Raw genomic sequence first — 25978 nt, 5'->3', positions numbered from 1 at the left:
AGAAATGCCAAAACGTACTGACATTAAAAGTGTTCTGATTCTAGGTGCTGGCCCGATTGTTATCGGTCAGGCGTGTGAGTTTGACTATTCCGGCGCGCAGGCATGTAAAGCACTGCGCGAAGAAGGTTACCGAGTTATTCTGGTTAACTCTAACCCGGCAACAATCATGACTGATCCTGATATGGCCGATGCGACATACATTGAGCCAATTCACTGGGAAGTTGTACGTAAAATTATCGAAAAAGAACGTCCAGATGCTGTATTGCCGACAATGGGCGGCCAGACAGCACTTAACTGTGCATTGGATCTTGAAAAGCACGGTGTGCTGGAAGAATTCAATGTCGAAATGATTGGTGCAACGGCTGATGCCATTGATAAAGCCGAAGATCGCTCTCGTTTTGACAAGGCAATGAAATCGATAGGTCTTGAATGCCCTACTGCCGATACCGCAAAAAGCATGGAAGAAGCTTACAAAGTCCTCGAGATGGTCGGCTTCCCTTGTATTATCCGTCCTTCGTTTACGATGGGGGGGACCGGTGGTGGTATTGCATACAACAAGGAAGAATTTGAAGAGATCTGCTCTCGCGGTTTAGACCTCTCTCCAACTAACGAGCTGCTTATCGATGAGTCGCTTATTGGCTGGAAAGAATACGAGATGGAAGTAGTTCGTGATAAAAACGACAACTGTATCATCGTATGTGCAATTGAGAATTTCGATGCAATGGGTGTCCATACCGGTGACTCAATCACGGTTGCACCAGCCCAAACACTGACAGATAAAGAATACCAACTGATGCGTAATGCATCGCTAGCAGTACTACGTGAAATCGGCGTAGAGACTGGTGGTTCAAACGTTCAGTTTGGTATCAACCCGAAAGATGGCCGCATGGTTATCATCGAGATGAACCCGCGTGTATCGCGCTCTTCGGCACTGGCATCAAAAGCAACAGGTTTCCCGATTGCGAAAATCGCCGCGAAACTGGCGATTGGCTTTACTCTTGATGAATTGATGAATGACATCACGGGCGGCGCAACACCAGCATCATTCGAGCCTACCATCGACTACGTTGTGACTAAAATTCCTCGTTTCAACTTCGAAAAATTTGCCGGTGCCAATGATCGTCTGACAACACAGATGAAATCTGTCGGTGAAGTGATGGCAATTGGTCGTAACCAGCAAGAATCATTGCATAAAGCACTGCGTGGCCTAGAAGTTGGCGCGACAGGTTTTGATGAGATGGTTGATCTGGATGCGCCAGATGCCCTGACACAAATTCGCCACGAGTTGAAAGAGCCGGGTGCCGAGCGTATCTGGTACATTGCCGATGCATTCCGTGCCGGTATGTCTGTCGACGGCGTATTCAACCTAACGAATGTTGACCGTTGGTTCCTTGTCCAGATTGAAGACATCGTTAAGACCGAGCAGCAAGTTAAAGATAACGGCTTTGCAGGTCTTCATGCTAAAGAACTACGCCAACTGAAGCGCAAGGGCTTCTCAGATGAGCGTCTGGCTAAATTACTGGGTATCGCACAAAGCGAAATTCGCAAACTTCGCGACCAGCATGACATTCACCCTGTCTATAAGCGTGTAGATACGTGTGCCGCTGAATTCTCGTCAGATACGGCTTATATGTACTCCTCGTATGACGAAGAGTGCGAAGCCAACCCGACAGACAAAGACAAGATCATGATTTTGGGTGGCGGTCCTAACCGGATCGGTCAGGGTATCGAGTTCGATTACTGCTGTGTACACGCGTCGCTTGCGCTGCGTGAAGATGGTTACGAAACCATCATGGTGAACTGTAATCCTGAAACCGTATCAACTGATTATGATACGTCAGACCGTCTGTACTTTGAGCCAGTTACGCTAGAAGATGTTTTGGCTATTGCCCGCGTTGAAAAGCCGAAAGGTGTTATCGTGCAGTACGGTGGCCAAACGCCGCTGAAACTGGCGCGTGCACTAGAGGCTGCCGGTGTACCAATCATTGGTACCAGCCCAGATGCTATCGACCGCGCCGAAGACCGCGAGCGTTTCCAAGCTGCCGTTGAGCGTTTAGGTTTACTTCAGCCTGAAAATGCGACAGTAACAGCGATGGAGCAAGCTGTTGAAAAGTCGAAAGAAATTGGGTTCCCGCTAGTTGTGCGTCCTTCGTATGTACTGGGTGGCCGAGCAATGGAAATCGTCTACGATGAAAGTGACCTGCGCCGTTACTTCAACGAAGCAGTAAGTGTTTCGAATGAATCACCAGTACTGCTTGATCGCTTCCTTGATGATGCCGTTGAAGTGGATGTGGATGCGATTTGTGATGGTGAACGTGTCGTTATCGGCGGCATTATGGAGCACATTGAGCAGGCGGGTGTTCACTCGGGGGATTCGGCATGTTCTCTTCCTGCTTATACGCTAAGCAAGGAAATCCAGGATGTGATGCGTCAGCAGGTCGAGAAACTGGCATTTGAGCTCGGTGTTCGCGGTTTGATGAATACCCAGTTTGCAGTAAAAGACAACGAAGTCTACCTGATTGAGGTGAACCCACGTGCAGCGCGTACGGTACCGTTCGTATCGAAAGCAACGGGTGCTCCGCTGGCGAAAATCGCCGCGCGTGTAATGGCGGGCCAGTCTCTCGAGTCTCAGGGCTTTACCAAAGAGATCATACCTCCTTACTACTCAGTCAAGGAAGTGGTATTGCCATTCAACAAATTCCCGGGTGTTGACCCGCTGTTAGGTCCAGAGATGCGCTCTACCGGTGAGGTGATGGGAGTTGGTGATACCTTCGCAGAGGCTTTTGCCAAAGCAGAACTTGGCTGTGGCAAAGAAAAGCAGGCGAAGGGCCGTGCATTATTGTCTGTTCGCGGTAACGACAAACAGCGTGTTGTTGACCTGGCGTCTAAACTGGTGAAACAAGGCTATGAGCTGGATGCGACTCACGGTACGGCAGTCGTGCTGGGTGAGGCGGGTATTAACCCTCGTTTGGTGAACAAGGTACACGAAGGTCGTCCTCATATTCTTGACCGTATCAAGAACAATGAGTACTCCTACATCGTGAACACGGCCGAAGGCCGCCAGGCGATTGAAGACTCGAAAGTTCTTCGGCGCGGCGCTTTGGCTGAGAAAGTGAACTATACCACGACCCTGAATGCGGCCTTTGCGACATGTATGGCCTGGACGGCAGATGACCGTAACAAGGTGACGTCAGTTCAAGAGCTACATGCGCGTTTAAACAACGCTTAACCGCTCGTAACCGACAGAAGACAGCAGCCCGCTTTGTGCGGGCTGTTTTGTTTTTATCTGCAAAAGCCGTTATTAATACTTTGTGTCAAATTCAGTGCTTATAGCACTTGAACTGATTACTGAATTGCGTACAATTGGCGGCGTCGCATAAGCGGCAAATTCTTTGGAGACTTAAATGAACGATACCGACCATCCCCCGAGTATGAAGGTGGAAAATCAAACCCGTTAGCGGTGTCGGTCTCCTGTAGTTCCGAACCTGCCCGGGTTCGGAATAGTATGTCTGCTGTATCTTCTCTTCTTTGATACCTTATCCTGACAAACCATTCCTCGGTTTTCTTGCCTATTTCTCATTATAGAATGTCGCTGATTTTGCAGTGAATGACAGGCTTCTAGCTGTCGGTTTATACGTACTGTTTTGCAGTTCAGTTCCGATAGTTTTATGCATGTTCTCTCTGGCGTGTAGCTCTATTCTGGTGGTCGTTACTGTTAGCCAATCGGGAGATTCGCCATGGCGGTAATGAACTTTGCAGCTCAGGCTGTAACTACAACTGAAAATTTGGCTCAGAACGATGTTTTGGCCGTACGTAATGCTTTTCTGAAATACAATATCGATGAGCAGGCAAAGCTGTTGGCTAAAATGCCCATTTCAGAAGCCATTGCGGTATTGCATGAATGTCCGCTGCGCCATGTTCAGACTTTGCTCGACCTGTTGGACGAGATGAATGAACACGTCCGTATGCGTCACTTGGCCAGTGGGCTCGGGTTGATTTGCTCGGAGGCCGAACCTGCCGGACACTACCTGAAAAATAGTGTATTTAGTCATGTCCGCGAACGTATTGGCTGGATTGTCGGTCTGGCGTTGCTGGGCATCGTGTCGGGTTTGATCATTTCTCACTATGAAGACACGCTGAGTCAGCTGGTGCTCTTGGCTATCTATATGCCGGTGATCGCGGCTGCGGGTGGTAACACTGGCTCTCAGGCGGCTACGCTGGTAGTCAGAGCGCTGGCCATGGAGGAAATACGGTGTCGAGACTGGGTGGCGGTAATGTGGAAAGAGTTCCGCGTTGCGATTGTGATTGCAGCGGTGTTGGCTGTGGTCATTGTCGGCCGGGTGATGATGTTCAGTGACAGTACGGTGTTGCCTATTGGCATGGACCTGCATGATATTGCGCTGGCTATCGGGATGGCAATTTCACTGCAGGTGGTCCTTTCTACCACTATCGGTGGTGTTTTGCCGATGGTCGCACGGGCATGCCAGCTTGATCCGGCAGTACTGGTGAGCCCGGTACTGGCATCGGTGGTAGATATCACCGGCATGATGATTTACTTCACTACGGTAAACTGGATGCTGGGGTTGGCGTAGGGATTTGTTTTATTCCTTCCTCTTATGTAGGTGGGGGTTTAGCGAAACAATCAGCATCTGCCGTTGCCTGAGATTATTGCTAACCCCCTCCCCTTGAAAAGGTGGAGGGGCATTCTTTGTCACATTGAGTTATGTGCAAAAACCAAAGATTCGGAACCCTCACGCCACTCGTTTCCCGCCTCTAGAAACTATCATACATCGCCCGATACAGTTCCCGCTCAAAACGCTCAATCGGCGGTGCGACTTTCGGCGCCTCTTCCGTTGGCTCTTTAGGATGGTAGTTCGTCACAAACTGTACAAATAACAGCTCTTTGCCTGACTTGGTTGTGATGATGCCAGCAAGGTTGTAAGTACCAAACAGCGAACCGCTTTTGGCGGTAATATTGCCTTGAAGAGGGCGGTGACGAATACTCTGCCTATAGCGAAGGGTACCGCTCTGGCCACTGACTGGCAGGGTATCAAGCAAGCCTAACCCTTTATTATGTTGATAGAGGTAAGTGACCACTTCCATCATCTGGCTTGCTGTAAGGCGGTTATTGCGTGATAGGCCAGAGCCATCCACCAGCACAGCCTGATTTAAATCGATACCAGCTTTCTCACTTAAGATAGTCTTTATGGCTGCCACACCGTTGCCGAAGGTGCCCGGTTGCTCGAAATATTTACGCCCGAGGGTCTTGGTCAGATTATCGGCAATCAGGTTGTCTGATTCCTTGAGCATGGTTTCAAGCAGTTTATTCAGTGGCTCTGAAGCATGACGGGCAATACGCTTGCCGCTGGCCTTGTCGTCTCGTACGATTTCGCCGTTGAAGCGGATCCCGGCGCGTTGGAGTTCTCTGCGGATCACGGCTGCGGTATAGTCAACCGTATTTTGGACTGCAAAGTTAAGCGGCAGGGGCTGGCTGCGTTTGGGTAAGCACCCGCTTAGCTGGTAGCTGTTGCTGTTGTCGGCGGTCAGTGTCAAATCACAGTATTGTGCTTTTTGTTGCTCTTTACTGACAATAACCGCGTCGCTAGTGACGCTGATCGGCTGGTGGGCGGGTATATTTACCCGCGTAAGCTGGCCCGGAGCCTTATTGCTGTATAGCGCGCCTTGTACGCAATTGTGTTCCAATGAGATGCTACTTGATGGCGCACTATAGCAGACCCCGAGAATATCCCATGGCCAGCCCGGTGCTCGCTCGTAGCCGCCAAATACAGCACCATTAAGGATGATGTTGCCTTTTATCGTCGAAAGCCTGTGATGCTTCAACTGTGCGAGCAGCGAGGCAAGCTGCTGGCGAGATAGGCTGGGATCACCGCCAAAGCGAACAATGATATTGTCCCCATTGCGTTCTATATCGGTTGTAAAGCGGAAGCTATCACCAAGGTAGAGCTTGGCGGCCAGTGCCGTAATGAGTTTTTGAGTGCTGGCCGGAGCCTGAAGCTGCTCATCCCTTTGGCTATAAATATTATGATCTGTTGTTGGGTCTGTAATAATCAGAGCGATATCATGACCGCTCGGTAGGTGGCTCATTGCTGGTAGGGGAGAGAAGCTGGCAAAAACGGGCATGCTAAGTAGCAGACCAAGCAGTAAGGGGATAGCACGGAGCATCAAGTTAATAACCATATGAGAGTAGTTCAACTATCATATAGCAAAAAAGCGCCGACCCGAAGGTTGGCGCCCTTATTAGCATGTAGCGCTTGTAATCCTGATTGGATTAGAAGTCGTAGCGTGCACCCAGTACAAGCTCGTCAGATGCTAGCTTATTGCCAACATCTTTAGAATCAAGGTTGTTGAACTTGTAAGAAGCGTAAGTACGGAAGTTCTTGTTGAAGTAGTGAGTCGCGTCAACTGCGATAGAGTCGCGTAGGTCAGCGTCGTTTTTCGAGTCTTCTAGGTAGTTGTAAGTCGCGATGAATACAGTCTTACCCATTGTGTAAGATGCTGCGAATTCATAGCCCTTAGACTCTTCTACATTTGCACCGTGTACTTCAGTGTTTTCTGCATCCTGGTACAGGCCAGCTACATAGAAGTCACCGAAGGTGTAAGAGATAGCACCGAATGCCTGCTTACCTGTTTCAGTGTTTAGTGCTGCTTGGCCGTCTTGCTCGCCGTAACCCGCACCGAATGCTAGGCCCATGTCCATTGCGTACATGCCCGCAAGAGAGTAACCGTCAACATCGTAAGTTTTGCCGGCGCTTTCGTTTTCGCCAGTGAACACGTAGTTTGCTTTAACTGTCAGGTTGTCGCCTGCCAGGTCAAAAGAGCCAACGTAAGCAAGGTTGTTGCTTGTACGGTCTGCAGCAGCTAGCTTGTTACCCGCTTCGTTACCGTGGTAAGCCATGATATCAGTGAAGTCTGTTAGCATGCCTAGTGAGCCGTCAGTCTTACCGTAGCGAACCTGGCCGAACTCACCGCCGATACCAGCGTTAAGGTGACGGTTGTCAAGGTCGTTGCCATCTGTGTATTCGCCTTCCCAGAAACCGATACCGTAGATGTCTTCAGTGATATCTGTTTTACCTGCGATGTTTACACGTACACGAGTTGCGTCAGTAACTTTGCTATCACCAGCGTCGTTATCAGCCATAACCATACGGGCTTCAAAACGGCCGCCTACTGCTAGGCTAGAAACCTCGTCAGAGTATACTTCTGCAGCTGTTGCTGCAGATGAGATAGATGCTGCTGCTACTGCCAAAGCAATCAGTTTCTTGTTCATTGTCGAATCCTTTTTGGAATTATTTTGATGTATGCATGAGAGTGCTAAATGCATGGTGTTCTTTTTACTGGTTATTGGACGTTGATAGTTAGTAAAAAAAACTGAAAAATACTTATTCGAAATGTGATTTGGTGCTTTTTGATTTTTATTGTGTAGATTATTCAGGTGTTTACGTGTGGAAGGGAAAGTTCTCTGCATAAGTGAACTTTTAGTTGTCTTTAGAAGTTGGTTGAGATTTTTGTGTGGTACTTATTTTGTAATCTTGTTTATATTTGTGAGCGATTACACATTAATGCCTATCGGTTTCCTGTAGCGGATAAAGTCTTAACAAGTTTGAGATAGCATCCAGGGTGATCTCTTGCTCATCTTTGTTTAAAATGAATTCTGTTCCCTATTAACGATGTTGGTTCAGCGTAGGCTGGACTAGCTTTTTTTTGCTCAAAATAGTGCTAAGTACTTAACGGGCTTTGAGGTAAATAAAGTTATGGATAAGGTTCCAATGACGGTACGTGGCGAGAAGTTGCTGCGTGATGAACTGGAAATATTAATGAAGCGCCGCCCTATTATCTCTCAGGCGATTGGTGAAGCGCGTGAGTTGGGTGATCTAAAGGAAAACGCTGAGTACCATGCCGCACGTGAAGAGCAGGGGATCTGTGAAGCGCAGATCCGCGATATTGAATACAAGCTCTCTGTTGCACAGGTTATTGATGTGACCAAAATGGAAAATACCGGAAAGGTGATTTTTGGTGTGACGGTGACTTTGATTGACGTCGATACCGAAGATGAAGTCCAGTACCAGATCGTTGGTGATGACGAGGCTGATATCAAGGCTGGCCGAATTTCAGTCAATTCACCGATTGCGCGTGGTCTCATTGGTAAAATGCAGGATGACGAAGTGGTTATTACCACTCCAGGCGGTCAGAAAGAATTCGAAATTGCCGAAGTTGTATACGTTTAACTGGCAGTAGACATGGTTTATTGTTAGTGAATGTAAAAGCTGGCAGTAAAAAGTGGCGTTCCGTGCCATTATTCCGGTGTAAAAAAGGCCGCGTCGGCGGCCTTTTCTATTTACGAGGAAGCTCGATTTTACGTTCTTCGCTCGGACGGTAAAGCACAAGTGTTTTACCGATAACCTGTACTTTTTCAGCTTTAGTTTCGCGAACAATAGCATCCACGATCAAAACTTTAGTTTCACGTTCCTCGGCTGCAACCTTAACCTTGATAAGTTCATGGTGGTCAAGCGCGAGTTCGATTTCGGCTAAAACAGCTTCAGTCAGACCGTTTGCACCCATAAGGACAACAGGCTTTAGGTTGTGAGCAAGGCCTTTAAGGTATTGCTTCTGTTTGGTGCTTAGATTCATGGTGACTCTATTTTTTGATGATAAGGGTTGAAAACGGGGTATTCTAACGCCATCTAGTCTAGAAGACTAATTTGTTTAGTATACGTCACTGTAAAGTGGCCGAGTATACTTTATAAGTACGCTAACTCATTAGGTAAATCATGAGTCGAAAAAAACAATCGGGTAGCTCCGGACGTTGGCTGAAAGAACATTTTGATGATAAATATGTTCAGGAAGCTCAGAAGAAAGGCTACCGTTCTCGCGCTATCTTTAAAATTGAAGAGATTCAAAATAAGGATAAGTTGCTAAAACCGGGTATGACAGTTGTCGATCTGGGGGCGGCACCGGGAGGCTGGTCGCAGTACGCCGCTGAAAGGGTAGGTGACGATGGACAGGTTATTGCCTGTGACATTTTGTCGATGGACTCTTTGCCGGGGGTAAGCTTCTTGCAGGGCGATTTCCGTGAAGAGGCTGTGTTAGATGCACTGCTCGAACGCATTCAGCCAGATATGGTTGATGTGGTTCTTTCAGATATGGCCCCTAACATGAGTGGCAACTTGGCGGCAGATCAACCTAGAGCAATGTATCTTGTTGAACTAGCATTAGATATGTGTAGACAAGTACTTGCGCCGAACGGCAGCTTTGCGGTAAAAGTTTTCCAAGGTGAAGGCTTTGACCAGTATCTGGCTGACGTACGTAGCATGTTCAAAGTGGTTAAAATTCGTAAACCAGATTCATCACGAGATCGCTCTCGTGAGGTCTATATTGTAGCTACAGGTTATAAACTGTAGTACCCTAAATTCATCTTTAAGTTATCGCGAGGTTAACACCTTGAGTGACATGGCAAAAAACTTGATTTTGTGGTTGGTCATCGCTGTGGTTCTGATGTCTGTATTTCAGAGCTTCGGTCCCGGTGATAGTGCTGGCCGTCAAGTCGACTATACAACCTTTGTCCGTGAAATCGGTCAGGATCAGATAAGGGAAGCGCGATTCAATGATCGTGAAATCACGGTATATAAACGTGATAACACGCGATACGTCACTTATCTGCCTGTCTACAACGACCAAAAGCTATTAGACGACCTCATTAACGCTAATGTAAAGGTGATGGGTACACCACCTGAAGAACCAAGCCTGCTGGCTTCAATCTTCATTTCATGGTTCCCTATGCTCCTTCTGATTGGTGTTTGGATATTCTTTATGCGCCAGATGCAGGGCGGCGGTGGCAAAGGTGCCATGTCGTTCGGTAAATCTAAAGCGCGTATGATGAGTGAAGATCAGATCAAAACGACTTTTAGCGACGTTGCAGGTTGTGACGAAGCGAAAGAAGACGTGAAGGAGCTGGTGGATTACCTGCGTGATCCGAGCCGCTTTCAGAAGTTGGGTGGTAAGATCCCAACGGGTATCTTGCTGGTGGGTCCTCCTGGTACGGGTAAAACCTTGCTGGCAAAAGCCATCGCAGGTGAAGCGAAAGTGCCGTTCTTCACGATTTCTGGTTCTGACTTCGTAGAAATGTTTGTCGGTGTGGGTGCATCCCGTGTCCGTGACATGTTTGAGCAGGCAAAGAAAGCGGCACCTTGTATTATCTTCATTGATGAAATTGATGCCGTCGGCCGTCAGCGTGGTGCTGGTGTTGGTGGTGGTCACGATGAACGTGAGCAGACACTTAACCAGATGTTGGTTGAAATGGACGGTTTCGAAGGTAATGAAGGCATTATCGTTATTGCTGCAACGAACCGCCCAGACGTACTGGACCCAGCGTTGCTCCGTCCTGGTCGCTTTGACCGTCAGGTCGTAGTTGGCCTACCGGATGTTCGCGGACGTGAACAGATCCTGAAAGTTCATATGCGAAAAGTCCCGCTAGATGGTGACGTGAAACCGTCATTGATCGCACGTGGTACTCCTGGCTTCTCGGGGGCCGACTTGGCTAACTTGGTAAACGAAGCCGCCTTGTTTGCTGCACGCGGTAACAAGCGTACGGTTACCATGGTGGAATTCGAGCTGGCTAAAGATAAAATCATGATGGGTGCCGAGCGCAAATCCATGGTGATGACGGATGAGCAGAAAGAGTCGACGGCATATCATGAAGCGGGTCACGCGATCATCGGTCGTTTGGTTCCGGATCATGACCCTGTCTACAAGGTATCGATCATTCCTCGAGGTCGTGCGTTGGGTGTGACAATGTACTTGCCAGAGCAAGACCGTGTCAGCCACTCGCGTGAATTCCTGGAATCAATGATTTCTAGCCTTTATGGCGGTCGTTTGGCTGAAGAGCTTATCTACGGTGTAGATAAAGTGTCGACAGGGGCGTCGAATGATATCGAACGGGCAACTGACATTGCACGTAAGATGGTGACCCAGTGGGGCTTCTCCGACAAGCTAGGTCCGCTGCTGTACGCAGAAGACGAAGGTGAAGTGTTCCTTGGCCGCTCTGTGACACAGACGAAACATATGTCTGACGAAACAGCTCGTGCCATCGATACTGAAGTTCGTGCGCTGGTTGATCGTAACTACGAGCGAGCGCGTGAAATTCTGAGTCAGAATATGGATATCATGCATGCTATGAAAGAAGCATTGATGAAGTATGAGACAATCGATGCTGGCCAGATAGATGATCTGATGGACCGTAAAGCTGAAATTCGTGCACCGAAAGGCTGGACAGACGAAGGCGATACAATGAAGGCTTCTGATGCAGAGAAGGCTGAAGCGCCTGCTGAAGAAAAAGCTGAGTCGGATAGTGCAGAAGCGCCGAAGACAGAAGATAAAGAAGACGACAAGCCACAAGCGTAATTGTTGTTCTTGAAAATGAAACCCCGAGCTGGCTCGGGGTTTTTTTTATCTCGTGGTTTGTAATAAATGGATATAGCAATGATTCTGACCAGCAAAGATAAAACACTCGATCTCTCTCGTTCCCATGTGATGGGGATCCTCAACGTTACCCCTGATTCATTTTCCGACGGGGGAAAGTTCAACCGTCTTGACAATGCGTTATACCATGTCGAGTCGATGCTTGCTGCCGGAACAAGCATTATTGATATCGGTGGCGAGTCAACTCGCCCAGGGGCCGCGGATGTGGATTCTGGTGATGAAATTGACCGCGTGGTGCCGGTGATAGAGGCTATTCGTCAACGATTCGATTGCTGGATTTCTATTGATACCAGCAAAGCACTGGTGATGACCGAGGCTGTCGCAGCTGGCGCTGATTTGATCAATGATGTCCGAGCCTTGCAAGAGCCCGGTGCGCTGATGGCGGCAGCACAAGCGGGGGTGCCTATTTGTTTAATGCATATGCAAGGCCAACCGCGTACAATGCAGTCCCAGCCGACATATGAAGATTTGATCACTGATATCAGCGATTTTCTTGCGGAGCGTATTTCAGCCTGTGAACAGGCTGGTATCCGTCGCGAACAGCTTGTGCTGGATCCCGGCTATGGGTTTGGTAAAACCTTGGAGCATAACTATCAGTTGCTCGCCCATTTGGATAAGTTTCACCAATTTGGTTTACCCTTGCTGGTTGGTATGTCGCGTAAATCAATGATATTTAAGTTACTTGATAAAAAGCCTGCTGAATGTATGGCTGGAAGCCTGGCGTGTGCAGCGATTGCCGCGATGAAAGGCGCTCAGATTATTCGCGTTCATGATGCACAAGAAACCGTTGATGTCTTGAAAGTGTGTCAAATGACGTTATCCCAAACGAAGTAATAACCAAAACCTTTAGGTGATTGCTTCTTTTGTGATACGGCAGGAAAAAAATTAATAATTGCTAGGAGCTGAAAATGGCTGAACGTAAGTTCTTTGGTACCGATGGTATTCGTGGGTTGGTTGGACAGGCTCCAATCACCCCGGACTTTGTATTGAAACTGGGCTGGGCGGCTGGTCGTGTACTGTCTAAGCAGGGCACCAAAAAAGTTATCATTGGTAAAGATACCCGTATTTCTGGTTATATGCTGGAATCGGCACTGGAAGCTGGCTTGGCTGCTGCTGGTCTGCAGGCCGCATTTACTGGACCAATGCCAACACCAGCAGTAGCATACCTGACACGAACTTTTCGTGCTGAAGCTGGAATCGTGATCTCAGCTTCGCATAACCCGTATTACGACAATGGCATCAAATTCTTCTCATCTGAAGGTACGAAACTGCCGGATGACATTGAGTTCGCGATTGAAGCCGAGATGGAAAAACCGTTGACCTGCGTGGAATCGGCGATGCTGGGTAAGGCGCACCGTATTGCGGATGCTGCAGGTCGTTACATTGAGTTCTGTAAAGGAACATTCCCGTCAGAGCTTAGCCTTGCGGGTTATAAGATTGTGGTTGACTGCGCACACGGTGCAACGTACCACATTGCCCCTAATGTCTTCAAAGAGCTTGGTGCAGATGTGATTACGATTGGTTGCGAGCCAAATGGTATTAATATCAATGACAAAGTCGGAGCGACAGATGTTGCTCTACTTCAGGCTAAGGTATTAGAAGAAAAAGCCCACTTTGGTATCGCCCTTGACGGTGATGGTGACCGCGTGATCATGGTTGACGAGGAAGGCAACAAAGTTGACGGTGATCAGATTGCTTATATCATCGCCCGCGATGCTCTTCGACGCGGAGAATTGAAAGGTGGTGTGGTCGGTACACTGATGACGAACCTAGGTATGGAAGTTGCCCTAAAGAACCTAGGCATCCCGTTCGTTCGTGCCAAAGTCGGTGACCGTTATGTTATGGAAGAGTTGAAAAAGCACAATTGGCTGATAGGTGCCGAGAACTCCGGCCATGTGATCATGCTTGATAAAGTGACCACGGGTGACGGTATTGTTGCTGGCCTGCAAGTCATGGCGTCGATTGTTGGTAGCAAGATGTCACTGAAGGAACTGTCTGACGGGATGACCATGTTCCCGCAGGTTCTGGAGAATGTTCGTTTTGCCGGTGAATCCAATCCGCTGGAATCGGATGCGGTATTGTCTGCACAGGCAGCTGTTGAAGCTAAACTGGGTGATAGTGGCCGTGTATTATTGCGCAAATCAGGTACAGAACCTTTGATTCGCGTGATGGTTGAAGGTGAAGATGCTGATTTAGTACAAGAATCTGCACTGGCTATTGCTCAGGCGGTTAAAGATAACTGCTAACTGGGTGCACCGGGAACGGTGACTTTATTGTCGGCTTTGTTTAAAACTTGGTCAAGTAATTCACTGTTATAGCTTTTTGGTGAAATTTTACTTGTCACAGGTTTAGGCTTTCGCTAGTATTCACTCGCTCCTTGATTGAAGGGGGTGCGCTGGCACTGCTTGAGCAAAGCCGGCACAACAATTTAACCATAGGTGGAACCCATGTACGAAATTCTACTTGTGATTTATCTGTTGGCTGCGCTTGGTGTTATTGGCCTGGTTTTGGTTCAGCAAGGTAAAGGCGCAGATATGGGAGCTTCATTTGGGGCTGGCGCATCAGGAACCCTGTTCGGCGCGAGCGGCTCTGGAAATTTTCTGACCCGAATGACTGCAGTTTGTGCAACAGTTTTCTTTGTAATCAGTCTTGTTCTTGGCAATATCAGTGCTAAGCAAGCAAAGGAAACCAGTGGCTGGGATGAGCTAAGTGCTCCAGCGACTGAGCAAGTTGTAGAAAAAACTGAGAATGCACCAGTAAATAGTGACATTCCTCAGTAATTAAAGATTTAGCCGAGATGGTGAAATTGGTAGACACGCTAGCATGAGGTGCTAGTGCCGCAAGGTGTAGGGGTTCAAGTCCCCTTCTCGGCACCATTATTTGTTACTTGAATGAGTAACTTCTGGGCGATATAATCGGCTCAGATTACGGACGCGGGGTGGAGCAGCTTGGTAGCTCGTCGGGCTCATAACCCGAAGGTCGTCGGTTCAAATCCGGCCCCCGCAACCACTTTCCGGAAAAGCGACTATCCTATTAAGGACGTTTGTTTTTCTGCCATGACCAAGTGTCGTGGCAATCAGGGTCCAGTGATAAAAAACCCCGTAATTCGGGGTTTTTTATTATCTGAAAAATGACCATTCAGGTATCTACTGGGCTTTTGTGCCCTTTTTTTGTTTCCAGGGGGTTGTTTTGACAGCTTTAGAGATGCAACTAACCGAATTGCTTGAAGCGCCAGTAACGGCTTTAGGGTATGAATTAGTCGGTTTGGAATTTATCCGTGCAGGTGCGCATTCAACACTGCGTGTTTTCATAGACCATGAAAACGGTATTTTTGTGGATGATTGTGCCGAGGCTAGCCGCCAAATTAGTGCGGTAATGGATGTAGAAGATCCAATTACTGTGGCTTACAACCTGGAGGTATCTTCCCCTGGTCTTGAAAGGCCGCTATTCAAAGCTGCACATTACCAGCAATTTATTGGCCACGAGGTCAGCTTGGTATTGAAAATGGCGATGGATAATCGCCGTAAGTGGAAAGGTGACATCATTGCTGTCGAAGGCGAGCTAGTCACTGTAAAAGTTGATGGCAATGAAGAAAGTTTTGCGCTGAGCAATATTTCCAAGGCCAACCTGGTTCCAAAATTCTAACCGCTAAAATTGGGGCATTAGAAATGAACAAAGAAATTTTGGCTGTCGTTGAAGCGGTATCCAACGAAAAAGCTGTTCCTCGTGAGCGTATCTTCGAAGCTCTTGAGATCGCACTAGCAACGGCGACGAAGAAAAAACACGAAGCAGAGATTGAGGTTCGTGTTGCTATCGACCGCAAAACCGGTGAGTTCGAAACGTTCCGTCGCTGGAAAGCAGTAGAGGAAGTGACTCAGCCGACCCTTGAAATTACCTTGGAAGCGGCTAAGTTCGAAGATGAAACTATCGAGCTTGACGATTACGTGGAAGATGATATCGAGTCTGTAACGTTCGACCGTATCACGACCCAGACTGCGAAGCAGGTTATCGTACAGAAAGTCCGTGAAGCTGAGCGCGCTCAAATTGTAGAGCAGTTTATTGACAACGAGGGTGAGTTAATCACTGGTGTTGTCAAAAAAGTAAACCGTGACGCTGTTATCATTGACCTGGGCAATAATGCTGAAGCGGTTATCCAGCGTGATGATCAGCTACCGCGCGAAAACTTCCGTCCGGGAGACCGTGTTCGAGGCCTGCTTTACGCAGTACGCCCTGAAGCGCGTGGTTTCCAGTTGTTCATGACACGCTCTAAGGCTGAGATGCTAACTGAGCTGTTCCGTATCGAAGTGCCTGAAATTGGCGAAGAGCTGATTGAACTGATGGGTGCGGCTCGCGATCCGGGCTCTCGTGCAAAAATTGCAGTGAAAACTAACGATAAGCGTATCGACCCAGTTGGTGCGTGTGTTGGTATGCGTGGCGCACGTGTTCAGGCTGTTTCTGGCGAGCTTGGCGGCGAGCGCATCGATATTGTGCTTTGGGACGAGAACTCAGCACAATATGTAATCAATGCGATGGCACCAGCTGAAGTTAGCTCAATCATCGTTGATGAAGACAACCATACTATGGACATTGCTGTCGAGAAGGATAACCTTGCTCAGGCAATCGGCCGTAGTGGTCAGAACGTGCGTCTGGCCTCTCAGCTAACAGGCTGGGAACTGAATGTAATGACTGTAGAGGATCTACAGAAAAAACATCAGGAAGAAGCACAGGAATCTATTGAGGTGTTCACTAAGCATCTTGATCTTGATGAAGACTTCGCAACTGTACTGGTTGAAGAAGGTTTCACCACACTTGAAGAAATCGCTTACGTACCAGTTAACGAGCTAATGAGCGTTGACGGTCTTGATGAAGACATGGTCGACGAACTTCGTAACCGTGCTAAAGAAGCGTTGACAACGCTTGCTCTTGCTCAAGAAGAGTCTTTTGAAGGTGTAGAACCTGCTGATGACCTGCTTGGCCTTGACGGTCTTGAGCGCGAAATGGCGTTCAAACTGGCTGCGAAAGGTATTAGCACGCTTGAAGATCTGGCGGATCAGGGTACAGATGACCTGACCGACATCGAAGGCATGGACGAAGCTAAAGCGGGCGAGCTGATTATGGCTGCGCGTAATATTTGCTGGTTCAGCGACGAAGCGTAAATTTTAAAAGCAAGGGAGGAGCAGCATGTCAGAGGTTACAGTTAAAGCATTAGCCGAGGAAATTGGTACTCCGATTGATCGTTTGCTTCAACAGTTTGCCGATGCTGGTATCAGCAAGAAAGCTGGAGAAAGCGTAAGCCAACAGGAAAAACAGTCTTTGCTATCCCACCTAAAGAAAGAACATGGTGGCGACAGCAGTACTGGCGAGGCTCCTACACGCCTTACTCTGCAGCGCAAGACTCGTAGCACACTGAGTGTATCGGGTTCTGGCGGCAAGAATAAAAGTGTTCAGGTAGAGGTGCGCAAAAAGCGCACCTACGTTAAACGTTCTGCGCTTGAAGAAGAGCAGCGCTTAGCAGAAGAAGCAAAGCGCCAAGCAGAAGATATTGCTCAGCGTGAAACTGAAGAAGCCGCTAAACGTGCAGCAGATGATGTTGCTAAGAGTCAAGCGGAACAGCAGGCAAAACGTGAAGCTGAAGAAGCAGCAAAACGTTTAGCTGAAGATGAGCGTTTAGCTGAAGAAAAAGCTAAACAAGAACACAAGGCTAAACGTGACGCTGAGGATAAGCCGGATCGTGATGCTAAGGACAAGCGCTTAGTTGAAGAAAAAGCTAAACGCGCCGTCGCTGACCAACAGGCTAAAAATGATGCTGAGGCGCTACAACGTCGCCGGGAAGAGGAAGCCAAGCGTAAAGCCGAAGAAGAGAGTCAGCGCCAGCTAGAAGAGGCACGCAAAATGGCAGAACAAAACGAAAAGAACTGGTCAAAACCTGAACAGGCTACAGCCAGTATGGAAAAAACAGATTACCACGTTACGACGTCAACTCATGCCCGCGCTGCGGAAGATGAGCAGGACCGCAAAGAAGAAGGTGGTCGTCGTAAGAAGAAAAAACCTGCAGCGAAGGCTGATGACCGCAATAAAGGTCGTGGCGGACGTAACCAGCGTGGCCGTGGCGGTAAGAGAAAGCCACAGGTTAACGCACCATCATCAATGCAGCATGGCTTTGATAAGACCGCAACAGTTGCTAAATCTGATGTTGTTATTGGTGAAACCATTGTTGTTTCTGAACTGGCAAACAAAATGTCAGTGAAAGCGACCGAAATCATCAAAGCGATGATGAAAATGGGCGCAATGGTTACCATTAACCAGGTTATCGACCAAGAAACCGCACAGCTAGTTGCTGAAGAAATGGGCCACAAAGTTATTCTTCGTAAAGAGAATGAACTTGAAGAAGCGCTCATGTCTGATCGTGACGAGAATGCAATTACTGAATCTCGTGCACCTGTTGTAACTATCATGGGCCACGTTGACCATGGTAAAACATCAACGCTTGATTACATCCGTAAAGCGCACGTAGCTTCAGGCGAAGCCGGTGGTATCACCCAGCATATTGGTGCATACCATGTGGAAACTGGCAACGGTATGATCACTTTCCTTGATACTCCTGGACACGCCGCGTTTACCGCAATGCGTGCTCGTGGTGCTCAAGCGACAGATATCGTTGTACTGGTTGTCGCAGCAGATGATGGCGTGATGCCACAAACAATTGAAGCTATTCAGCACGCGAAAGCGGCCGGTGTACCTCTAATTGTTGCTGTGAACAAGATCGATAAAGAAGACGCTAACCCAGACAACGTTAAGAACGAGCTGGCTCAGTACGATGTTATTCCTGAAGAGTGGGGCGGTGAGAACATGTTCGTTCACATCTCTGCGAAACAAGGAACTAACATTGACGGTCTGCTAGAAGCTATTTTGCTTCAGTCTGAAATTCTTGAACTGACTGCAGTTAAAGAAGGTATGGCAAGCGGTGTTGTTGTTGAATCTCGCCTTGATAAAGGTCGTGGTCCGGTTGCAACTGTTCTCGTTCAGTCTGGTACGTTACGCAAGGGCGATATCGTTCTTTGTGGTCTAGAGCATGGTCGTGTTCGTGCAATGCGCGATGAGCTAGGTCAAGACATCGAGTCTGCGGGTCCTTCTATTCCGGTAGAGATCCTAGGCCTTTCAGGCGTTCCTGCATCAGGTGACGAAGCAACAGTTGTACGTGATGAGCGTAAGGCACGTGAAGTTGCACTTTACCGTCAGGGTAAATTCCGTGATGTTAAACTAGCACGCCAGCAGAAAGCGAAACTTGAAAACATGTTCTCTAACATGACCGCAGGTGACGTTGCAGAGTTGAACGTAGTACTGAAAGCTGACGTACAGGGTTCTATCGAAGCGATTGCTGATTCACTACTGAAACTGTCTACAGATGAAGTTAAAGTGAACGTTGTTGGTTCTGGTGTTGGTGGTATTACCGAAACTGATGCAGTACTTGCTGCGGCATCTAACGCTATTATTCTTGGTTTCAACGTTCGTGCTGATGTTCCGGCTCGTCGTATGGTTGAGAATGAAAACCTAGATCTACGCTACTACTCAATCATCTATCAGCTGATTGATGAAGTAAAAGCGGCAATGGGCGGCATGCTTGCACCTGAATTCCGTCAGGAAATCATCGGCCTTGCTGAAGTACGTGATGTGTTCAAGTCACCTAAGATTGGCGCTATCGCTGGTTGTATGGTTACCGAAGGTACCATTAAGCGTAGCAACCCTATCCGTGTTCTACGTGATAATGTTGTTATCTACGAAGGTGAGCTAGAATCACTACGTCGCTTCAAAGATGACGTGCCTGAAGTTAAGAACGGCTACGAATGTGGTATCGGCGTTAAGAACTACAATGATGTTCGCGTTGGTGACCAGATTGAAGTTTATGAAATCGTTGAGATTCAACGTACTCTGGACTAATTGCCTAGGTTGTTGCTTTTCTAGATAAAATAAATAATCCAATGGGGAGCTTCGGCTCCCCATTCTGTCAAGAGAGCCTTACTCTTTAAGAGCTCTCTTCTTTAAGAGAGATAAATAAAATGGCAAAAGAATTCAGTCGAACTCAACGCGTTGCACAGCAGCTACAAAAAGAACTGGCTGTTATCTTGCAACGTGAACTAAAAGACCCGCGAGTGGGCATGACAACCATCTCAAGTGTTGAAGTCTCTCGTGATATGGGATACGCAAAAGTCTACGTTACTTTTTTAACGATTGGTGAGCAAACGCCTGAAGGCAGCCTTGAAGTATTGCGTGAGATGGCACCGTACATTCGCTCACTGCTGGGTAAGCAAATCCGCTTGCGTGTAACACCTGAACTTACGTTTATCTTTGATAAGTCTCTAACTGAAGGTATGCGTATTTCTAACCTTGTTTCTAACGCAGTTCGTGATGACGAAGAGCGTCGTGTCGACGAAGATGATACTTCTTCAGACAAAGGCGAGGAATAAGTCATGGCACGTCGTCGTAAGGGGCGTCCAATTGATGGAGTGATTTTACTCGACAAGCCAACGAGTATTTCCTCAAACGATGCACTGCAGAAAGTAAAGCGTATCTTCTTTGCACAAAAGGCGGGTCATACTGGTGCGTTAGATCCATTGGCGACCGGCATGTTGCCTATCTGCTTTGGTGAAGCGACGAAGTTTTCTCAGTTTCTGCTTGATTCAGACAAGCGCTACCGTGTCATCGCCAAATTGGGTGAACGTACCGATACGTCGGACTCCGACGGAGAAGTCGTCGAAACGCGCGAAGTGAAAGTGGATAGTGGTCAACTTGAGCGTTGTATTGCCAAGTTCCGCGGTACAACGGATCAAATTCCGTCGATGTACTCAGCGTTGAAGTACCAGGGCCGCAAGCTGTATGAATATGCCCGTGAAGGGATTGAGGTTCCGCGCGAGTCTCGTAAAATTACGGTGTTCTCTGTCGACCTTATCCGCTTTGACAACAATGAAGTCGAAATGGAACTGCATGTATCGAAAGGTACTTATATCCGTACCATTGTTGATGATCTAGGCGAAATGCTTGGTTGTGGCGCGCACGTTACTTACTTGCGCCGTACTGGGGTTTCTAACTTTCCGATGGAACGTGTCGTGACGCTGGAACAGTTGCAGGGGTTGCTCGATCAAGCCAACGAGCAGGAAATCTCACCAAGCGAATTACTAGATCCGCTACTGCTGCCGACAGACAGTGCGGTTCAAGATTTGCCGGAAGTGAATATTCTGCCTGCATTGGCGGTGTACATCCTTAACGGTAATCCGGTTCAAGCCGGCCGTGTACCTGAAACGGGTACTTTGGTTCGCATTTCCGTGGGCGATCAGCGTGAGTTTATCGGCGTTGGTGTTATCGACGAAGACGGTATGCTAGCGCCGAAACGTGTGATGGCGAATAAGCAAGACTAAAGAATCGTGAGGCGAGTGACGCTTCGCATCCGTGACGCGGAGAAGAGTGTCACTATGGTTCTGTAAAAAAGGTCCTGTGAAAAGAGCGGAGTGCTTGATTTGAGCATTCCGCTTTTTGTTACCTGCCTGCTGGACTATAGCCCCGGCTCTTCCCTCGCATCTCGTCCTTATTAATCTCTGCGCTTATTGCAAATCTTCCCTTGCTGTTAGGATGGGCTCCAAGTATAATCCGCGGCTTGGGTGCCGGCTGAATCAGAGATTGGCGGCACAAATTAAAACATCTAGTATTAGGAAGAGTTATGTCTCTGAATGCAGAAACTAAAGCAGCAATCGTTGCTGAATACGCACAATGTGAAAACGACACTGGTTCACCTGAAGTTCAGGTTGCGCTTCTAACAGCACAAATCAACCACCTTCAAGGTCACTTTGCTGCTCACAAACACGACCACCACAGCCGTCGCGGTCTGCTACGTATGGTTTCTCGCCGTCGTAAGCTTCTAGATTACCTTAAAGGTAAGAATCTTGATCGTTACCAAGATCTTATCAAGCGTCAAGGCCTACGTCGCTAAGATTGCTTTCGAGAAAGGAGCCTTATGGCTCCTTTCTTTTTATGTTCATTTATACCCCTCTCTTACAGTTTCATCCGTACCTGCACCGTCATTGCTGATTGAATGATCCTGTAGTGAGCAAATTGATGAACTATCACCGACATTTTTACATCGTGATATCACGAGTCGTTTTCGTCGACCTTCAGGTCGCGGCTAATGACAGTTCTTCCTTCCAGTGAGAATTTTCATTAGTCGCGATACGTGAAATTACCGTAAAGTGTCTTTCATTGCATGACGCTTTTCCTTGTGTCAGATATACTTAACGGCGCAAATAGAAAGCGGAATAAATTTAAGGAAATTCACGTGAATCCTATCGTAAAGACTTTCCAGTACGGTAACCACACGGTTACTCTAGAAACTGGTGTTATGGCTCGTCAAGCAACTGCTGCTGTTATGGCTAGCATGGACGATACATCTGTATTCGTATCTGTTGTTGGTAAGAAAGCGGCTGTTGAAGGCCAAGACTTCTTCCCACTAACAGTAAACTACCAAGAGCGTACATACGCGGCAGGTAAAATCCCTGGTGGTTTCTTCAAGCGTGAAGGTCGTCCTTCTGAAGGCGAAACACTGACTGCACGTCTGATTGACCGTCCAATCCGTCCGCTATTCCCTGATGCATTCAAAAACGAAGTGCAAGTTATCGCAACTGTGGTTTCTATCAACCCAGATGTAAACCCAGACATGATCACGATGATCGCGACGTCTGCGGCACTTGCAATTTCAGGCCTACCGTTCAACGGTCCTATCGGTGCTGCACGTGTTGGTTACATTAACGATCAATTCGTACTAAACCCAAGCAATACTGAGCTTACGGAAAGCCGTCTAGACCTAGTTGTTTCTGGTACTCAAGACGCTGTTCTTATGGTTGAGTCAGAAGCTGACCGCCTATCTGAAGAGCAAATGCTACAAGCGGTAGTTTACGGTCACGACCAGCAGCAAGTTGTTATTAACGCAATCAACGAGTTTGCAGCTGAAGTTGCGACTCCTGCATGGGACTGGACTGCGCCTGTAGTAAACACTGAGCTTAAAGCTCAAGTTGCTGAAAAAGCGGAAGCACGTCTAGCTGACGCGTACCAGATCACTGAAAAGATGGCGCGTTACGACCAAGTAGGCGCGATTAAGAACGATGTCGTTGAAGCGCTTATCGGCGAAAACGAAGAACTTGACGAGCGCGAAATCCGCGGCATGCTAAGTTCACTAGAGAAGAACGTTGTACGTAGCCGCATCATTGCGGGTAACCCTCGTATCGACGGCCGTGAAAAAGACATGGTTCGTGCGCTAGACGTACGTACTGGTGTGCTTCCTCGTACACACGGTTCTTCTTTGTTCACTCGTGGTGAAACTCAGGCGCTTGTAACTGCAACGCTTGGTACACAGCGTGATGCACAGATCATCGATAGCATCATGGGTGAGAAGAAAGATCACTTCCTTCTACACTACAACTTCCCTCCATACTGTGTAGGTGAGACTGGTTTTGTTGGTTCTCCTAAGCGTCGTGAAATCGGCCACGGTAAACTGGCTAAGCGTGGTATTGCCGCAGTAATGCCATCTGTTGACGAATTCCCATACACAGTACGTGTTGTATCGGAAATCACTGAATCTAACGGTTCATCTTCAATGGCTTCAGTATGTGGTACTTCTCTAGCGCTTATGGATGCGGGTGTGCCAATCAAAGCATCTGTTGCCGGTATCGCTATGGGTCTTGTTAAAGAAGGCGACGACTTCGTTGTTCTTTCAGACATTCTTGGTGACGAAGATCACCTAGGTGACATGGACTTTAAAGTAGCCGGTACTGATGACGGTATTACTGCACTGCAGATGGATATCAAAATCGAAGGTATCACCAAAGAGATCATGCAGATCGCTCTGAACCAAGCTAAAGGTGCACGTAAGCACATTCTTAGCGTGATGGACGATGCAATCGGTACTCACCGTGACGATATCTCTGAGTTTGCTCCTCGTATCCACACTCTGAAGATCAACCCTGAGAAGATCAAAGATGTGATCGGTAAAGGTGGTGCGGTTATCCGTGCGCTGACCGAAGAGACTGGCACAACGATTGAAATCGAAGATGACGGTACTGTGAAGATTGCTGCGACTGAAGGAACTGCTGCGAAAGAAGCAATCCGTCGTATCGAAGAAATCACAGCAGACGTTGAAGTAGGTCGTATCTATACTGGTAAAGTTATGCGTATCGTTGACTTCGGTGCGTTTGTATCTGTTATCGGTACGAAGGAAGGTCTGGTACACATTTCTCAAATCGCTCAGGAGCGTATCGAGAAGGTTGCCGATCACCTACAGATGGGTCAGGAAGTTCAGGTTAAAGTACTTGAGATCGACCGTCAGGGCCGTATCCGTCTAAGCATGAAAGAAGCCGTTGCTGAGCAAAGCCCAGCACCAGCAGCAGACGCAAAGCCAGAAGCTTAAGTCTTTCTTTAAAAAGCATGTTATAAAGGGGCTCTTAAGCCCCTTTTTTATATCCATGAATTACTTAGGCAAGTATCGAGCGAGACTCGGGCTCCGCCATATTGATAATGATGGTATAAGCTAGTAAGAAGACTGTATCACCTCAGGGAGAATTGCATTGATTGCAAACAGGTTAACAATCGCATGCGTTGCGATGATTATAATGTTGGCTGGCTGTACGGCAGCCCCTCAGTCAAACTGGACTCATCCTCCAATGGCGGTGCCCTTCCAGCCAACTATCCAACAGCAGATCCAGCTGGCACGTATTGATCAGTTACTTAAACGCAATGATCTTAATGATGATACCCTGGCTCAGGTCTACTATGAGCGCGGATTGTTACACGACAGTATCGGATTACGTGACCTTGCTCGCCTTGATTTCAACCAGTCGCTGTCGCTGAAGCCAGATCAACCTGATGTCTTCAATATTCTGGGGGTTTATTTTACCCAGAGCGCTCACTTTGATGCGGCCTATGAAGCATTTGACTCAACTCTCGAGTTAAACCTCCGCCACCCTTTCGCCCAGCGTAATCGGGGAATTGCCTTGTACTATGGCGGGCGCTATGAACTGGCTCTTGAAGATCTCATTGCCCATTACCAGCAAAATGTTAATGATCCTTACCGAGTAATCTGGTTGTACCTAGTTGATTTGGAAAAAGAACCTGAAACAGCCAAAGACAAACTGCAGCGACGCTATGACGTAAGCGACAAGCAGGACTGGGGATGGCAGGTTGTTCGGCTGTATCTGGGAGAGATCACCGAAAGTGAGTTCCTCGGCCAGATCACAACCGAAAGCGAAGATAATGACATGCTTGCCCAGCGCCTGACCGAAGCGTATTTCTATATGGGCAAATTGTATCACTACAACAAAGATTTCCAATCAGCACTGATGCTGTACAAATTAGCGTTGGCAGGCAATGTCTATGAGTTTGTCGAACACCGCTTCTCGCTGCTGGAGCTGAGTCGTTTGATGGCCGAGGCGAATATTGAGCAACCGACAGCCACTGCCGGCGATAGTTGATAAGAAGCTAGCGATAACAAGATAGCTGATAAAATAGCCGCGATTAACGCGGCTTTTTATTGTCAGTTAGGTTCTTATAAGCCATCGGGTTATACGATGTCCAATCCGGCAACGTTATGCCAATAACCGTTGCACTGGCGGCCTCCCTCCAGTTGGTGCAGCGTACCGCCAAGCTCATTGCTGCGGAACGTGTCAACCAGCGACAGGGTATCGCTGTCTAGCGGACTTAGGCGCACAACATCGACTAAGTTTGCCATGCTCTTGAGATCGTTGATTAGGTTGTAACAGTAGCCTGACTGGGTCTGGATGCCGTTTAGGGTAAAGACTTTCTGTTCTTCCTGGCTGTTGACGGTGATCCCGTTTGGGTACTTAATACAGCAGGTTTCGCAGTCGTCCTTGGCACGGTCTTCGGCGCGGGCAGTAAAGCAACGCGCCGAGTAGGCCAGCGGTAGATAACCATAGCTGAAGACTTCGGTCTCGAACTGATCACGAATCCCCATTTTTTCGCATTCGTTCACCACGTTCTGGAGCCAGTCCCGTGACAGCTCGACCGGCATACACCAGCGCATCATGCCTTTTTTCAGAAACAGGTTCAGAGTCTGGGCGTTGTAGCAGTTGACTGCCGGGCCCACGACAAACGGAATACCTTTCTCATGTGCCATCTGAATGCCCGAAACATCATTGGCCTCGATGATGAAATCACCGTTATCAATGTACTTTTTCATTACATTGACTTCGCTTGGTGCTTCCAGCAGCGCCATCGTCGACAGAACTACCTGCTTACCTGTCGCTGAGATGTCTTTGGCAATATCAAACCAATGGGCAGGGCGCATTTCACGACGCTTCGAACATACTGTTTCACCGAGATAGATAATATCGGTATCGGAGTCTTTAGCCTGCTGATAGAAGGCTTCGACATCAGGCTTCGACCAGAAGTAAAGGAGCGGGCCTAGTGAGTATTTCATAGTATTCTC

20 protein-coding genes and 2 tRNA genes are annotated in these 25978 nt (G+C 48.0%); 18 read left to right on the top strand and 4 right to left on the bottom strand.

Going from position 1 to position 25978, the window contains the following annotated elements; all coding sequences use genetic code 11:
* The first annotated feature begins 4 nt into the window (after window positions 1–4).
* Together carB and EDI28_RS18015 are read left to right on the top strand one after the other, a co-directional pair.
* Complete coding sequence (gene carB, locus EDI28_RS18020; RefSeq protein WP_128785279.1) at window positions 5–3229, top strand: carbamoyl-phosphate synthase large subunit; 3225 nt, start codon at window positions 5–7, stop codon at window positions 3227–3229.
* Between the two features lie 508 nt (window positions 3230–3737).
* The gene (locus EDI28_RS18015; protein ID WP_128785278.1) at window positions 3738–4592 is read left to right on the top strand and encodes a magnesium transporter; all 855 of its coding nucleotides are present in this window, start codon (window positions 3738–3740) and stop codon (window positions 4590–4592) included.
* A gap of 181 nt (window positions 4593–4773) precedes the next feature.
* On the opposite strand, the gene dacB is transcribed toward EDI28_RS18015, so the two are convergent.
* Window positions 4774–6183 carry a serine-type D-Ala-D-Ala carboxypeptidase gene (dacB, locus tag EDI28_RS18010; RefSeq protein ID WP_128785368.1) on the bottom strand — a complete coding sequence of 470 codons (1410 nt, stop codon included), beginning with the start codon at window positions 6181–6183 and terminating at the stop codon, window positions 4774–4776.
* A gap of 106 nt (window positions 6184–6289) precedes the next feature.
* The gene (locus EDI28_RS18005) at window positions 6290–7288 is read right to left on the bottom strand and encodes a porin (protein WP_128785277.1); all 999 of its coding nucleotides are present in this window, start codon (window positions 7286–7288) and stop codon (window positions 6290–6292) included.
* A 484-nt stretch (window positions 7289–7772) separates the two neighbouring features.
* On the opposite strand from EDI28_RS18005, the gene greA reads away from it, so the two are divergent.
* Window positions 7773–8246 carry a transcription elongation factor GreA gene (gene greA / locus EDI28_RS18000; RefSeq protein WP_128785276.1) on the top strand — a complete coding sequence of 158 codons (474 nt, stop codon included), beginning with the start codon at window positions 7773–7775 and terminating at the stop codon, window positions 8244–8246.
* A gap of 106 nt (window positions 8247–8352) precedes the next feature.
* Here greA and yhbY read toward each other — a convergent pair whose 3' ends face one another.
* Complete coding sequence (yhbY, locus tag EDI28_RS17995) at window positions 8353–8649, bottom strand: ribosome assembly RNA-binding protein YhbY (protein WP_007464838.1); 297 nt, start codon at window positions 8647–8649, stop codon at window positions 8353–8355.
* 140 nt (window positions 8650–8789) lie between these two features.
* Here yhbY and rlmE point away from each other — a divergent pair, with 140 nt between their 5' ends.
* The 15 genes from rlmE (at window position 8790) to nlpI (ending at window position 25004) form a co-directional block, all read left to right on the top strand.
* Window positions 8790–9419, top strand: coding sequence for a 23S rRNA (uridine(2552)-2'-O)-methyltransferase RlmE (rlmE, locus tag EDI28_RS17990; RefSeq protein WP_128785275.1), 630 nt, complete (start codon window positions 8790–8792; stop codon window positions 9417–9419).
* A 49-nt stretch (window positions 9420–9468) separates the two neighbouring features.
* A complete protein-coding gene (ftsH, locus tag EDI28_RS17985) occupies window positions 9469–11418 on the top strand; it encodes an ATP-dependent zinc metalloprotease FtsH (RefSeq protein WP_128785274.1) in 1950 nt (649 codons plus the stop codon).
* Between the two features lie 78 nt (window positions 11419–11496).
* Window positions 11497–12330: a dihydropteroate synthase gene (gene folP, locus EDI28_RS17980; RefSeq protein WP_128785273.1), complete on the top strand. Its 834-nt coding sequence runs from the start codon at window positions 11497–11499 to the stop codon at window positions 12328–12330.
* Between the two features lie 74 nt (window positions 12331–12404).
* Complete coding sequence (glmM, locus tag EDI28_RS17975) at window positions 12405–13742, top strand: phosphoglucosamine mutase (protein ID WP_128785272.1); 1338 nt, start codon at window positions 12405–12407, stop codon at window positions 13740–13742.
* 201 nt (window positions 13743–13943) lie between these two features.
* Window positions 13944–14276: a preprotein translocase subunit SecG gene (secG, locus tag EDI28_RS17970; protein ID WP_128785271.1), complete on the top strand. Its 333-nt coding sequence runs from the start codon at window positions 13944–13946 to the stop codon at window positions 14274–14276.
* A gap of 11 nt (window positions 14277–14287) precedes the next feature.
* Window positions 14288–14372: transfer RNA gene (locus EDI28_RS17965), tRNA-Leu, on the top strand.
* Between the two features lie 56 nt (window positions 14373–14428).
* Window positions 14429–14505: transfer RNA gene (locus EDI28_RS17960), tRNA-Met, on the top strand.
* Window positions 14506–14685: 180 nt separating this feature from the next.
* Entirely contained in the window at window positions 14686–15141 is a 456-nt protein-coding gene (gene rimP / locus EDI28_RS17955; protein ID WP_128785270.1) for a ribosome maturation factor RimP, read from the top strand.
* Between the two features lie 23 nt (window positions 15142–15164).
* Entirely contained in the window at window positions 15165–16652 is a 1488-nt protein-coding gene (gene nusA / locus EDI28_RS17950; protein ID WP_128785269.1) for a transcription termination factor NusA, read from the top strand.
* A 25-nt stretch (window positions 16653–16677) separates the two neighbouring features.
* A complete protein-coding gene (gene infB, locus EDI28_RS17945) occupies window positions 16678–19434 on the top strand; it encodes a translation initiation factor IF-2 (RefSeq protein ID WP_128785268.1) in 2757 nt (918 codons plus the stop codon).
* A gap of 119 nt (window positions 19435–19553) precedes the next feature.
* Window positions 19554–19961 (top strand): 30S ribosome-binding factor RbfA, encoded by a 408-nt coding sequence (gene rbfA / locus EDI28_RS17940; protein WP_128785267.1) that lies wholly within the window; start codon window positions 19554–19556, stop codon window positions 19959–19961.
* Window positions 19962–19964: 3 nt separating this feature from the next.
* On the top strand, window positions 19965–20909 hold the full coding sequence (gene truB / locus EDI28_RS17935) for a tRNA pseudouridine(55) synthase TruB (protein ID WP_128785266.1): 945 nt from the start codon (window positions 19965–19967) through the stop codon (window positions 20907–20909).
* A 299-nt stretch (window positions 20910–21208) separates the two neighbouring features.
* Window positions 21209–21478, top strand: a complete 270-nt coding sequence (gene rpsO, locus EDI28_RS17930) for a 30S ribosomal protein S15 (RefSeq protein WP_107284024.1) — start codon at window positions 21209–21211, stop codon at window positions 21476–21478.
* 336 nt (window positions 21479–21814) lie between these two features.
* Entirely contained in the window at window positions 21815–23944 is a 2130-nt protein-coding gene (gene pnp, locus EDI28_RS17925) for a polyribonucleotide nucleotidyltransferase (RefSeq protein ID WP_199287462.1), read from the top strand.
* Between the two features lie 157 nt (window positions 23945–24101).
* Window positions 24102–25004, top strand: a complete 903-nt coding sequence (gene nlpI, locus EDI28_RS17920) for a lipoprotein NlpI (RefSeq protein ID WP_128785264.1) — start codon at window positions 24102–24104, stop codon at window positions 25002–25004.
* An 89-nt stretch (window positions 25005–25093) separates the two neighbouring features.
* On the opposite strand, the gene EDI28_RS17915 is transcribed toward nlpI, so the two are convergent.
* Window positions 25094–25969, bottom strand: a complete 876-nt coding sequence (locus tag EDI28_RS17915) for a U32 family peptidase (protein ID WP_128785263.1) — start codon at window positions 25967–25969, stop codon at window positions 25094–25096.
* Between the last annotated feature and the right edge of the window lie 9 nt (window positions 25970–25978).

It is taken from the genome of Photobacterium chitinilyticum, from assembly GCF_004104355.1.
In the GTDB taxonomy this organism is placed as follows: domain Bacteria; phylum Pseudomonadota; class Gammaproteobacteria; order Enterobacterales; family Vibrionaceae; genus Photobacterium; species Photobacterium chitinilyticum.
This window is presented reverse-complemented; position numbering and strand designations above follow the sequence as displayed.